General features: G+C 38.6%; 9 protein-coding genes. 6 read left to right on the forward strand and 3 right to left on the reverse strand.

Annotation, left to right across the window (positions count from 1 at the left end):
* Positions 1–50 precede the first annotated feature (50 nt).
* Positions 51–908, forward strand: a complete 858-nt coding sequence (locus MSBR3_RS05795) for a YkgJ family cysteine cluster protein (protein ID WP_230628018.1) — start codon at positions 51–53, stop codon at positions 906–908.
* 73 nt (positions 909–981) lie between these two features.
* Here the strand turns inward: MSBR3_RS05795 and MSBR3_RS05800 are convergent, their stop codons facing one another.
* Positions 982–4,377, reverse strand: coding sequence for a PGF-pre-PGF domain-containing protein (locus MSBR3_RS05800; RefSeq protein WP_048107082.1), 3,396 nt, complete (start codon positions 4,375–4,377; stop codon positions 982–984).
* A 677-nt stretch (positions 4,378–5,054) separates the two neighbouring features.
* Between MSBR3_RS05800 and MSBR3_RS05805 the strand changes: the two genes are divergently transcribed.
* Positions 5,055–6,341 (forward strand): 3-isopropylmalate dehydratase large subunit, encoded by a 1,287-nt coding sequence (locus MSBR3_RS05805; protein ID WP_230628019.1) that lies wholly within the window; start codon positions 5,055–5,057, stop codon positions 6,339–6,341.
* Between the two features lie 85 nt (positions 6,342–6,426).
* Positions 6,427–6,741, forward strand: a complete 315-nt coding sequence (gene hisE, locus MSBR3_RS05810) for a phosphoribosyl-ATP diphosphatase (RefSeq protein ID WP_048107084.1) — start codon at positions 6,427–6,429, stop codon at positions 6,739–6,741.
* Positions 6,742–6,872: 131 nt separating this feature from the next.
* On the opposite strand, the gene MSBR3_RS05815 is transcribed toward hisE, so the two are convergent.
* Positions 6,873–7,748, reverse strand: coding sequence for a CBS domain-containing protein (locus tag MSBR3_RS05815; RefSeq protein WP_048107086.1), 876 nt, complete (start codon positions 7,746–7,748; stop codon positions 6,873–6,875).
* A 363-nt stretch (positions 7,749–8,111) separates the two neighbouring features.
* Here MSBR3_RS05815 and MSBR3_RS05820 point away from each other — a divergent pair, with 363 nt between their 5' ends.
* Complete coding sequence (locus MSBR3_RS05820) at positions 8,112–9,113, forward strand: NOG1 family protein (protein WP_196297016.1); 1,002 nt, start codon at positions 8,112–8,114, stop codon at positions 9,111–9,113.
* A gap of 570 nt (positions 9,114–9,683) precedes the next feature.
* On the opposite strand, the gene MSBR3_RS05825 is transcribed toward MSBR3_RS05820, so the two are convergent.
* The gene (locus MSBR3_RS05825; RefSeq protein WP_052723302.1) at positions 9,684–10,781 is read right to left on the reverse strand and encodes a methyltransferase domain-containing protein; all 1,098 of its coding nucleotides are present in this window, start codon (positions 10,779–10,781) and stop codon (positions 9,684–9,686) included.
* Positions 10,782–11,428: 647 nt separating this feature from the next.
* Between MSBR3_RS05825 and MSBR3_RS05830 the strand changes: the two genes are divergently transcribed.
* Positions 11,429–11,923: a hypothetical protein gene (locus MSBR3_RS05830; RefSeq protein ID WP_048107090.1), complete on the forward strand. Its 495-nt coding sequence runs from the start codon at positions 11,429–11,431 to the stop codon at positions 11,921–11,923.
* Positions 11,924–12,530: 607 nt separating this feature from the next.
* Positions 12,531–12,890 carry a P-II family nitrogen regulator gene (locus tag MSBR3_RS05835; protein ID WP_230627859.1) on the forward strand — a complete coding sequence of 120 codons (360 nt, stop codon included), beginning with the start codon at positions 12,531–12,533 and terminating at the stop codon, positions 12,888–12,890.
* Positions 12,891–13,194 lie beyond the last annotated feature (304 nt).

Below are 13,194 nucleotides of genomic sequence, written 5' to 3' on the forward strand. Positions count from 1 at the left end.
GTGAGATCTCCGAATTATTCCTGGAATGAGTTGCAGCTTGCGTTAGTTTGATGTACCAGCAGGGCACGATTATTTGCATGGAAGCTCCCAGCACAGGCAATAAGCCAAAATCAGAAAAAACAGGTTATCAGCACCTTCTTATTGCCGCTCTCCAGAAAGAAATAGAAATGGCTCGCAAACTTGACCCTGAAAAACTTGCATCTGAAATCCGGAAAATCGGTTTCTCCTGCCAGCGCTGTGGAAAATGCTGCAGGCAGGCTTTTGGAGATAATAGAGTAGCTGTAATTCCTTCTGAAATTGAAAGAATCCAGGAGTATACAGATCTCTCAAAATTGGAGGTTGCAGGACCGTTTGTGATTGAGAGCCCTATCCAGGACGGAACAGAAAAGTCTGAAGAAAAATGTCCGGAAACTTCATTAATAGAATCGGAGGAAAATGAAGAGTCTTTTTCTCCTGACCTTCTCGAATCCCTTGAGGACTGTATCGATTGTGAGGGCAAGGTTCATGCCTTTGGATGGATCCTCAGGCGGAAGAGGAATGGGGACTGTACTTTTCTTGAAAGAGATACGTACAAATGTCGGATCTATCCAGTGCGCCCTATGCTCTGTAGCACTTACCCTTTTTATATAGAAGGGCTGAGACTACAGACCTGCGAATGTGAAGGTCTTGGATCTCCGATCTCTATAGAAGACAGTCGAAAACTAGCAGAAAATCTTCTCTTCAGGTATATTTCGGAACTTGAGGACATGCTTAGCCTGTATGAGAATTTTGTGGACTTCAGGAGAGGAGAAAAGGGTCTCGAGCTTGCAAAAAAGAGCCTGAAAAAAGGTACATTCACATGTATAGTTCACGATAGTAGGGGAAGTATCGAAGTTATTGACGAAGTTATTGACGAAGTTATTGATTAATAGCGAGATCGACAAAGATGTCTATCTCCTAGTTTGATCAAGGTCCCTACATTAGTTGCATTTTCATTCCTTTTTATCCTCTTTTGTACAAGAGTACGCTCAGAAGACAGACTATACCAGAGGTTATTTCAAATCCCGACGTTTTAGTGCTTTCTTTTCCAGAGGTGTTTGAACTTTGAGTTCTCTCAGGTGTCTGATCGATGTTTGCTGTTCTATTTCCAGCATTATTTTGTGTATCATCCACCGCTGACGGTGTTTTATTTCCAGCTGCGGGCTGTATTGCAGTTCTTGTTGCTGTAATTTTACCAGTTATTGCAAAAGGAGAGAATCCGAGTGTTTTAGCTGTAAAATATAAGTACTTGTCATCCTCTCCTAACAGGTTAGTTGAAAGCTGGCTCCATTTCGTGTCATTGTACCTGTTAAGAGTGATCGAGGATTTGTCGATATTTTTATCCTGAATCCAGGTTTTTTCAACCTTGAAATTTATGACCGCATTTACGATATTATTTGAATTCCCAAAACCGACATTTCCGACCCAGATGTTTAAATACTTGTAAACTTCGCCAGAAGGCAATTCTGTAACTAGAGTCGACTTCCCTTTCAACATCTCAACAATAGTTGTTGTCTTTCCGTTTGTCTTCTTTGAATCGAAACTCAGATACATGACAGGAGTAGCCTTTTGTGGGAAGTTAAACTTTGCAGCGCTTCCACTTGTTATGAAAGTCTGTGAAATCTCTTTAGCCTCAATATTACTTTGAGATTCAGGAGATCCACCAACGCCAGCACTTCCACCTCCACCATTACTACTTCCACTTCTACTGCTGCCGCCGCTCGAACTGCTCTGGCCCTGTACAGTTATTGTAGCTAGTTTTGAGGACATCCCGTTTGCATTGCTTACTACAAGGTTAACATTATAGGTTCCTGCTGAAAAATAAGTATGGGTTGGGTTTTGCTCGGTTGAAGTATCACCATCTCCAAAGTCCCAGTTCCATCCTGTTGCGTTTTCTGAGATGTCTTTAAACTGAACTGAGAGAGGTGCAAAACCCTCACTGACATTGCTGCTGAAGTTAGCTACTGGAAATACTGATTCTAGATCTGGGATGATTGCAAGTCCTCCAGGAGAAAACTCAATATTCACTTTTGCTGAAACAGTATCGTTTGAGGTGTCAATTACAGAGATATTGTTGCTATAATTGTTCTCATAATTGCCCTTGGTTACCACGTATACCTTTTTTCCATTAGGTGTGACTGCAATCTCTTCAGGATACTTTCCTACATTCAATGTGGTTACAACTTTTCTTGTAGATGTATCAATTACAGAGACAAAGCCATCTCCATCAGTCACATATACCTTTGTTCCTGTTGGATTGACTACAACTTCTTGAGGTCTTCTTCTTACATCCACCGTATCTATAACGGTATTTGTAGCTGTATCAATTACAGAGATATAGTAGTAGGTTGTCACATATACCTTTGTTCCATCAGGTGTGACTGCAACTCCCCAAGGATGTTCGCCTACATATACCGTAGATGTAACCATGTTAGTTGCTGTATCAATTACAGAAACCGTATATTCAGGGGTATTAGTATTACCAGAGTTCGTCACATATACCTTTTTTCCATCTGGAGCTACTGCAATTCCCATAGGAGTATTTCCTACAGGCACAGTGGCTATAACAGTATCGTTTGCGGTGTCAATTATAGAAACTGTACCGTTGCCCTGGTTCGTCACATATACTTTTCTTCCATCCGGTGTGACTACAACTTCAGAAGGACCACTTCTTACATCCACTGTAGTTGTAACCTTGTTTGTGGCTGTATCAATCACAGAAACATTGTTGTCCCAATAGTTCGCTACATATGCTGTTTTTCCATCTGGTGTGACTGCAACTCCTTCAGGCCAACGTCCTACTTTCACAGATGTTATAACTAATCCTGTGGCTGTGTCAATTACAGAGAAAGCACCGTTATTCGTAATGTATACAAATGGCCATGTGGCTGAGACCCTTTTTCCAATAGTTATGTTAACAAGTTTGGAACTAGTATTGATTCCATTGCTAACTGTCAAATTAACGGTATAGTTTCCTGAAGTCTTGTACGCATATACAGGATTTTGTTTTATGGAGTCTGATATTCCATCACCATCAAAGTCCCAGTTCCATACAACTGCGTTTTTCGAAAGGTCTGTAAACTTGACAGCAAGGGGTGCAGGACCATTAGTGGCGCTGGCTGTAAAGTTTGCAGTGGGACTTACTGTATTCTGCAGACCGGACAGAGATACAAGAGGTAAATAGTCAAACTCGTCCTCATAGACGTTATAAGGATCCTCATAGACTTTATAAGGCAGGTCTCCAATCCCATCTCCATCCAAATCCACGCAGATCTGGGAAAATCCGGTTCCATCGGGTTTTGCCCAGAAGTTTCCTCCAATGTAAGGACCTCCGGCAATATTACTGCCTGAAGTAAGTGAACTGTTCCAGGTATTCCCTGCGCCCTCTCCAAACCTTACGTTTACAGTGTTATTAAAATAATTATTATAGATCTGTTTGCCGCCTTCGTTGTACTGATCAACAATCCCGCATTCTGCACTGGACGTTATCGTGTTGTTGACTATTTCAACGCCAAGACAGCCTTCACTTAAACTAATTCCTACACCACAGTATGATATTGTATTATCATAAACTCCTGCTCCTCCCGTAAACGAGAGATGTATACCACATTGGCAGTCAGTAATCCTGTTATTACTAAAATTTACTCCCGTATCAAATGCACTAATTCCGAGGGAACAATTTGAGATCGTATTACCTGATACTACATTATTTCTCCCACAACAGCCAATAATGATACCGCCGTTAGAAATTTTATTTCCGGCTATTAAATTGCCTGATGACTCGGCTCCTTGCGTAATATAACCGTTTTCAATGGTGTTACCTATCAAATTATTCATATCGGCTTGATACGTAAATATCTCTTCGTTAAGCTCATCATTAAAAAATAAGTTCTCAGAAACGGTATTATAACTAGATCTATTAAGAAACACACCATTCTTGTTTTCAATGAAAATATTCCCCATAATTGAGCAATTTCCAGCATTCTCAAGACAGATTCCACCTCTATGATCAGAAATCTCCTTATTAGTTCCTGTTATATTGAAGCCGCTAATTGTTACATTATCAGCTTTTATGAGAAAAACACTTTCACTCTCATCCAAAGGTTTTATTTGCACATTGTTATTTCTCGATTCCGACCTGACAGTTAGCCTTGTTATATTAATAAGAATGTTTTCAGTATAAGTTCCAGGTCTCACGATTATTGTGTCCCCTGGTATAGAATTATTAACAGCTTCCTGAATTGACCTGAAATCAGCTCCAGAATCATCATCTACTGTAACTTCCTTTGCCGATGAAGTAGCTGAACTGGATATTATAAAAATAAAAATTATTAAAAGAATTTTTATTCGAGCTCTCATATCTTTCCCTTAAATTCTAGATGTCTTATCCTCTAAGAAGTTATACAGATTACATTTTAATAATTTTTAAACATTTCTGTTGTCTATTTCCGAATAAATTCTTGAATTGAATCTTTTTCAGGAATAGAGATTGAATCGAACTGAGCCGCGTAGAAATATGAGGATATTTCACGGAAAGCATAATAGAGGGATGAGAATTCTGGTTACAGTGAAAAGAATTGAAACGAGGTAAAAGAAGATAGAAAGGCCGATAAAGATAGATCAATCCTGTATGTTAAACTCTGAATTCTGTGCCTTTGCTCTGACTTCTTGCCGTAACTTAGATGAAGTATAAATAGAACTAATAACTTAAAAAGTAAAAACTTAAAAGAATGTCGACCTGATAAAAAAGATTTAATCCGAGGTCAGCGATTCGAATGCTTGCCGCCTGTGCGAACCAATCTTGAGTCATTCTTCACTGTTGACCTCTTGTTTACTCTCATTGTCGCCAAATTACCCAATTAGTCTAAATTTATTTAGCTTTCCTGATTATACTGTAAAGTTTGCCAACCAAGACTTTCTCATTTTTAAACATACTTGTCTTTAAATAAGCCTGAAAGATTTTTTAGTTCCTCTCGACCCTGCATCATCAATTAAATTTATTTATTAGAAAGAGCCAGTTATTCCCCATGACCGGGATGTCTGGTAATGAAAATCGTCCGATGACCGTTTCGGAAAAGATCTTTTCGAAGGCCTCCGGAAGTTCCGTGAAAGCCGGGGATTTCGTACTGGCAAATATCGACCTGGCAATGACTCACGATATTACAGGTCCGCTAGCAGTCAAAGGCTTTTACGAGATAATGAAGGATAGAGAAGAGAAAAAAGTATGGGATCCCAAGAAAATAGTGATTGTATTCGATCACCAGGTTCCTGCAGATTCTATTAACGCCACAGCAAATCATATTATGCTTCGAGAGTTTGCTGAAGAACAGGGCATTTTAAATTATGACGTATATGAAGGAGTTTGCCATCAGGTTCTTCCCGAAAAAGGACACGTACTACCAGGAAACCTTATAGTTGGCTCAGACTCTCATACTTGTGCTTATGGTGCTCTGGGGGCATTTTCTACAGGTATAGGGTCTACTGATATGGCTGCCGTTTTTGCCACTGGCAAACTCTGGTTCAGGGTACCCGAGACTTTCCGTTTTGAAGTAGAAGGCAACCTTCCAAAACACGTTTACTCAAAAGACCTTATCCTTCACCTCATTGGCGATGTAGGGGTAGAAGGTGCCAGGTATATGGCAGCCGAGTTTGGAGGCTCAACAATCCACTCTCTTTCGATTCCAGAACGTATGACTATGTCCAATATGGCAATTGAAATGGGAGGAAAAGCAGGAATCATCGAAGCTGATGAAGTGACTGCAAACTACCTCAAAGAGCGGATTCTGTATTACGAGTTTGACCCATATTGGAAATCCGATGAAGATGCAACATACGTGGGAATCAGGCACTACGATATATCTGACCTGGAGCCTCAGGTAGCCTGCCCTCACCATGTGGATAACGTAAAACCCGTAACCGAGGTTGAGGGAACGAAACTTGACCAGATCTTTGTGGGTTCCTGCACGAACGGCAGGTTCGAAGATATTAAACTCATGGCTGATATTATGGGCGACGAGCCAGTAGCTAAAGGCGTTCGCTTGCTTGTAGTTCCCGCTTCAAGGACTGAGTACATGAAACTCTTGAAAGCCGGGTATATAGAAAAACTCATGAATGCGGGTGCAATCGTAGAATCACCGTGCTGCGGTCCCTGTATGGGTGGCTCTTTCGGCTTGCTTGGTGCAGGAGAAGTGGGCCTTGCAACCTCGAACCGTAATTTCAAGGGCAGAGAAGGAAGTCCAGAGTCTTTTGTATATCTGTCTTCCCCTGCAACTGCAGGAGCATCAGCTCTTACCGGAGAAATCACTGATCCAAGGAAAGTTTGAAAATCTCCTGTTTTTACTTTTTTGGATATTTTTTTCTCTATTTGAATTTTTAAAAACGTTCCGTGTTAATTAAACAGGTGTTAAAATGCCGGATGCTGACCTATCAATCTTGAACAGGGTGTATGACATCATACTGGACCGAAAACAGAACTATGACGAGCGCTCATATGTCTGCAAGCTTTTGAACCATCGTAAAGGTATGAACAAGATTCTTGAAAAAGTAGGCGAGGAGTCAATTGAAACAATCCTCGCAGTCAGGAACGAAAACCATGCAGAGATCATTTCTGAAAGTTCAGACCTTATTTTCCATCTTCTGGTAATGCTTGCAGCAAACAATGTTACCCTTGATGAAATCGCAGCCGAACTAACTGCCCGACATGAAAACATGAAAAGGGATTGAAGACCTGGGAGGTCTTTACCTCCTGGTTTGAGAGTCTGGATAGTCCGATATTCTCACAGTATGAAATTTTTTCAGCTATTTCTACTGAAATCTTTCTGCTTTTTCAAAGAGCCGCAAAAAACCTTAATTTTTCAGTAAACTGCCAGTTCGTTCAGGACATCAGTTTTTGACAGTGTCCCTTTAGGTACGCCATTAATAGTTACAATAAGCCTGCCTACATTGTACTTGTGGAAAAGTTTTACCACATCGTAGAGCTGCATATCTCCATCGACCGTGATAAGTTCTTTTGTCATAATGTCTTTGACTTTTACGTTGGGTTTTCCCTGAGCAATTGCGTGAGCAATATCGGTATAGGTAACGATTCCTACGATTTTTCCTTTATCTTCTACGGGGGCTCCGTGAACGTTGTTCCGGATAAAAAGTCTCGTTGCCTCCTGGATACTTGCGTTCAGGTTCACAAGTAAAGGAGGATACTTCATATAATGTTTGACATGCTTTTTAGGTAGAGAAATCATTTCTGTTATATTGAACAGAATAGAATTGTTAGTGTCATCCCTTCCTGTGACTTCTCCACGGATTATCAGGCGGTTTACAGGAGTAGGGCCTACCTGAAGCTTATCGTCCATCACGAAGTCTTTTGTGTTTCCTATTACGCGGACGACTCCGCTGCAAGCATCAGGATTTCTAACCGTAGTAAAACTAATATCAGCAGCTGTAGCCCCATTAACTAAAGCGTTGTTTCTATAAAGAGGAACCACGGATTCATTTTTCAGTTGTTGGATTCTTAATGCGTCATAAGCTGCTCCTGTGGGTTTATAGCCTCCCTTTGGTCCGGGCACGCCCTCTACAAGCCCAAGGGCCTTCAATAACTGCATCTGATTGCGGATGGTTCCAGGATTACGCTTGATTACCTCTGCTATTTCTTCTCCTTTGATTGCCCGGTCCTTTTGCCGCTGAAGGTTGATTAATGCAATAATAATGTCTTTTTGAATCGGAGTAAGTTCCATACTACCACCATTAATTTCATATACCTTTATAAGATTGATGTACGAAGTTTACATATAGAAACGTAAGTCGACGCAGATATTTACCATAATTAATGATTATAAATCTTATTACAAATTACTATTACAAATATAAATACAGTCCGGTTCTGCTTAATATATCTACCTGGTTTTTCACATTATGACATAATTTGTTACCAGGATTTTTATAATTAGAAACTCAAAACCGAGCAATAAATCTTCTCTCAGGGAATCGCTCTCAAGAGTCTCTGTGAGACTCTTGATTTCGAATTTATTTTGTTGAGAACTCTTCATCCATAACAACGTTTATATAACTTAGCAGAGTCCCCAGAAGGTTAGAACATAATGATCTTCGAGAAAATCCACACAGTTCCTACTTCCGAGGAATTAATCAATAAAGCCTTTAAGCGGTCAGCGCGGGCTATGTCCGGGAAAACCATAGATAGCAGGGAAAGCCGATTAAGGGCCAATGAGTCCATGTTGCTAACAGCCGCAAACATTCTGACGGATAATCTTGCAAATATAGTAAGGCGATTCCCAAGTTTCGAACACTTACCCAGATTTTATTATGAACTCACGGACATCCTTGTAGGCGTAGAAAAACTTAAGATGTCACTTGCATCCGTGGACTGGGCCAGCAGGAAGATCCATGAGATTTCAAGAAACTATGTTGGGAAAATTAGAAATTCTGATCTTCCGGAGCCTGTCCGAAAAGAAGCATTTGGGAGGCTTGCTTCGATTATCAAGTCGATTAACAAAGATCTTCTATTCCTAAACGAAGCCCGAAACATCTTGCGGAAACTTCCTGATGTACAGGACGAGCCCACAATTGTAATTGCTGGCTACCCCAATGTAGGAAAGTCAAGTTTCGTCTCAAAAATCACAGGAGCAAGCCCTGAAATCGCCCCATATCCATTTACAACAAAAGGCGTAACAATCGGGCATTTCATGCGAGATGGTGTGCGTTACCAGGTTATGGATACTCCTGGACTTCTTGACCGCCCGATGTCCGAGAGAAACGATATAGAAAGGCAGGCAATTACCGCGATTCATTACCTTGATGCAGTTGTGATGTTTATGATTGACCCCAGTGAAAGCTGCGGATACGAAATCGGAGCCCAGGAACATTTACTTGCAGAAATTCGTGAGAACTTCAAACTTCCCTTGCTTGTGGTTGCAAACAAATCTGATAGATCAGAGTTCAAGAAATTGAATGACGTGGACTTTAATATTTCCACAGTTACCGGGGAAGGAATTGAAGACGTAATGGATAGGCTTATTCAAATGATTAAAGAAAAACGCCTTTCATCTTCTTCAGAAGAGACGGACATCGAGCCTGCGATCTAACCCGATCTAACCGGCAAAGTTGCCGCCTGAACTTATACTACCCAAGTTCTCTACCCAAGTTCTCTACCCAAGTTCTCTACCCAAGTTCCGTCACCCGAGTCCCGTCACCCGAGTCCCGTCACCCGAGTCTCGTCTCGGGAGGACGGGTCCGTTTCGCTCACGTAGTTCGCTCAAGCGGATTAATTTATGAACAGAGAAGTTTCACTTCCCGAGTTCCGTCTCGAGAGGATGGGGCCCTTTTCGCTCACGTAGTTTGCTCAAGAGGGTTGAGTTATAACTAAGATACTTAGTGAGCTAAAAGAGGCTAAATTATGAACAAGAGTAAATGTTTTAGTTATTTCATACGGACTTATTTACCCTGGTTTTTAGTCTAAATGGGTTGGGTTAGTTGTTAAAATGGTAATAGAATTGAGGGACTCAAAAACCCAAAAATGGGGAACTCTTTCGTCGTTAACGCTCGCGCTAAAGTGAAAAAATTTAACTTACAAAGCGAACCTTTAACTTATGAGTTCAATTTTTTAATAACGTAATCTCAGCCATTAAATTAGGATTTAAGAATTAATCGGATGGTTATGGCGCTACGTTTCCACAAAGTGTAAAAAATGGAGATAATACAAGTCCATGTCTTCCTAAATTTTTAATTAGTATATTTAAAGATCGAGCTGCTAGACACTTTATTAAAGTATTTGAGTCACCATAATATCCACGCCAGATATCAGCTTGGAAGTTCTGACTCTGTAAAACATTTCTTAACTGGTATATATCCATTAAATGTTCTGCCCAGTTCCCTGTGTAAGGATCACAGGTGTTTGAGGGATATTGGGGATATTTTTGCTTTAAAGTAACGGTTCCACGGGTTGAAAATTCATTTACTGCTTTTTTAATATCATATTCAATCAGCCCTTTGGTAGCAGTGACTAAGTAATCAACCTGATCCTCGGAAAGGTTCGGGTTTAGATCTTTTATCAACTTTCTTCTTATTTTAGAATATGCTTCAAGGGGATCTCTTTTTTTACTACCAAATTTCTGTTCTCGATCTGAGAGTTCGCACCTATAATGATTTTTTACGAGTTTTCTCTTGATAACAGGATTATAAGGGTTTGCGCCGGAAGAAAAAAACACTCTTAAATTATTGTCTGAAATCATAGGTATTTTCTTAAGGAACTCTTCTATATCATAGATATGTTCTATAACATCATAGTTGGCTATTGCATTGCATTTAATCGATTTTTCTTTTAAAAAGTCGATTACGTCATTAATATCCCCTGGAATATAATAGTCAGCTTGATCTCCGATAGCTTTGCCTATTAATTCTGCATCTCTGGCAGAGACATCGTAAATGTCATTATAAATAACCGTTCCAATCTTGCATTCTTTTGCAAGGAGGGATAACATACCTGAGCCTCCCCCATAATCTAAGAAAACAAGTTTGTTTAAGGGTATATCTATTTTTGTTATCGACCATGCAAGTATGTATGCATATTTTTGCAAATTTGAACACAAATTTCTTAATAAAGATCCAAAGTATCTTTTGTTATAGTCTGAGATGTCCAAAGATTCCAGATCGATTTCTTTAAGTTTGCAGTGCAGACGACCTGCGGCTTCATTGACCATTTTCACTGTTAATGTGTCATCAGGCAAGTTGCAGAATTTAAACATATATTCCATGAACTATGACTTCCCCTCTTTATTTCAGACAGAGTTGCGCTTAGATTTCCAAAATGTAATTTTCATATAAGCCTCTGATACATGATTTTGTCAAGTATATTATATTTTAGAATTGTTATTAAAAATTGGGCTATGGATTTAATTGCACATTAATGTTTCTATTTCATTTTAAGTATTTCAATATTTAAATTATTTTCCTTATTATTTAGACAAGAATAACTAAATTAAAATATATTTATATTTATGTGGGATTCTCCAGAATAGATAGATAACGACCTCATAACTTGAAAAATTATAATTTATTATTTGAGAAAGAGTCTTTTGAAGAATCTCTTTGATCAAAACAATCTTTCATTTGGAGGGCTGTTTTAGGATTAAATTTATTGTTTCAAGTGAACCGCAGATCAAGGAGAGCTGTCAGAAAATACCCTTCAAAGGCGAAGAAAGAAGTTTTCCTTATTCAGTTTAGTTTAAGTGTATTTTCCCCATTGGCGGTCTGCTTTATTCTCTTTCGAACACGTTTGTAAAATATTGATGAAAAACTATCTTTCATTAACATATTCAGTCCATAATAAAAATTGATTAAGAAGCGTTTTATATAATCATACCAGTAAATATATATACATAAAAGTGCAGGTGAAACTCGTATGACTCACGATGATTATATGCTAATCCTGGGATCAAACATCTATGCAGACCAGGCATATATGGTGTCATATCAGACAGATAAACAAACCGGGGACAGGACACACCTGTTTACTCTGGAAAATACTGATGGCAACCTTATTCTGACAACCGAGATCAGGGATGAAAACTCAGAACTAATAGCAAAAATTGACAGGAACGAGCTTACTCAAATAAACGAAGAATTTGATGTGCAAGGAGAAATCGAAAAAGAAAATGGCCTCACATTAACAAAAAGAGAAAATGGTGATGTTATTTTCAATGCTAAGATCATAGAAGATGGATACGTAGCAGTGAGTGGAATTTTCTATGTTGGAGGCAAGAAAATTCGTGTAACTGACCGTACTGTGGAAATAAATGATATTCCCAGGCAAACCATAAACGGTGTAAACGTGCACGATACTTTTTTTGTTGGAAACTACGATATCACATTAACCGATGACGGATTAAGGTTCTAAGGTTGGTAGATAGCACTTGCAATTAAAAAGAATAAAACTTTTATAGAACAAAGTTTAAAACAAAATTATTTAGACCAGAGTTTTTCAGAACACAGTTTAAAAATAAAGTTCCACAATAAAATTTCAAAATAAAATTTTTAAGAATAAAATTTTTTAATATTAGTTAGACTGAGGTATATTTTTCTTGCTGGCAGTTTACTGGAGTCTTCCCTGAATACGTTTTCCAAAAAAAAGGGGCCAAAAAATATCATTTTTGAAGACTTATAAAAACCCTTTAAAAAGTTTTTTGCTCTGAGTGATCTCTTCCTTTTGGAAAGGATTTTTCTGGTTTAAGTGAATTGTTCTTCCGCAACCAGATTAATGAAATAATGAACTTTCCCAAAACTTAGAACCGTGTCCTTAAATCTCTGATTTTGGATAGCCAATGACCTTACGGTTATAAAGGAAGTCTGAATATTTTATTAATGTGGATAAAGATTGATTTTTGAATGAACTTGTACTCAAACACCTTTAAATTACTAACATTACAATTAATTTTATGAAAAATCATTTAATTTTAAATATGAAGGTTATAAATAGAATAAAACAGGAAATCGGATGCTGAGTGATGACAAAAATGAAATACATAATTGCGATGATAAGGCCAGAAAAGCTTGACAACGTCAAAAAAGAGCTTCAGAAAATTGGGGCACACGGACTGACAGTTTCATCTGTTTCTGGATATGGTGCCCAAGGAGGACATCTGAGTGTTGATAGGACTAAAACTGAAAAATACGAAGCAAACCTGCTTGATAAAGTCAAGATTGAAATTGCGGTGAAAGATGAGTTTCTGCAAACGACAGTTGAAGCAATCGAAAAAGGATCAAAAGATATAGACGGCTATATAGGAAGTGGAAAGATATTCGTGCTATCACTAGATGATGCAATAAGAATCCGCACGAAAGAAAATGGAAACGACGCTCTTTGATAAACAGATCGGCGTTATAACAGCAGATACTATGTAGACATTATTACACTTATGGATTAATTAGATCTTTAAAATAAATACCATCTCAAACATGACCATATATGGAGCTTATACCAAAACCAGTCTCTGCCCTCAAAATGAATAAGAATTTTAGAATGATTTTTCATGATTAGAAACTTTTGATCATTCCTAACTCGATAAATAGAGAAGAAGTTTTGAATTATGGATGGGATAAGCTCATATTTTTTCTGCCGCTTGTCTAAATATTTTTTGTGATTTCCTCAGTGCTAATATGGCTAATGTA

The sequence above is a fragment of the Methanosarcina barkeri 3 genome, from assembly GCF_000970305.1.
Taxonomy (GTDB): domain Archaea; phylum Halobacteriota; class Methanosarcinia; order Methanosarcinales; family Methanosarcinaceae; genus Methanosarcina; species Methanosarcina barkeri_A.

Excerpts from the sequence above, each read along its gene's own strand:
- MSBR3_RS05795 (WP_230628018.1), top strand. The coding sequence starts at position 51 with ATGTACCAGCAGGGCACGATTATTTGCATGGAAGCTCCCAGCACAGGC.
- MSBR3_RS05800 (WP_048107082.1), bottom strand. The coding sequence starts at position 4,377 with ATGAGAGCTCGAATAAAAATTCTTTTAATAATTTTTATTTTTATAATA.
- MSBR3_RS05805 (WP_230628019.1), top strand. The coding sequence starts at position 5,055 with ATGTCTGGTAATGAAAATCGTCCGATGACCGTTTCGGAAAAGATCTTT.
- hisE (WP_048107084.1), top strand. The coding sequence starts at position 6,427 with ATGCCGGATGCTGACCTATCAATCTTGAACAGGGTGTATGACATCATA.
- MSBR3_RS05815 (WP_048107086.1), bottom strand. The coding sequence starts at position 7,748 with ATGGAACTTACTCCGATTCAAAAAGACATTATTATTGCATTAATCAAC.
- MSBR3_RS05820 (WP_196297016.1), top strand. The coding sequence starts at position 8,112 with ATGATCTTCGAGAAAATCCACACAGTTCCTACTTCCGAGGAATTAATC.
- MSBR3_RS05825 (WP_052723302.1), bottom strand. The coding sequence starts at position 10,781 with ATGGAATATATGTTTAAATTCTGCAACTTGCCTGATGACACATTAACA.
- MSBR3_RS05830 (WP_048107090.1), top strand. The coding sequence starts at position 11,429 with ATGACTCACGATGATTATATGCTAATCCTGGGATCAAACATCTATGCA.
- MSBR3_RS05835 (WP_230627859.1), top strand. The coding sequence starts at position 12,531 with ATGACAAAAATGAAATACATAATTGCGATGATAAGGCCAGAAAAGCTT.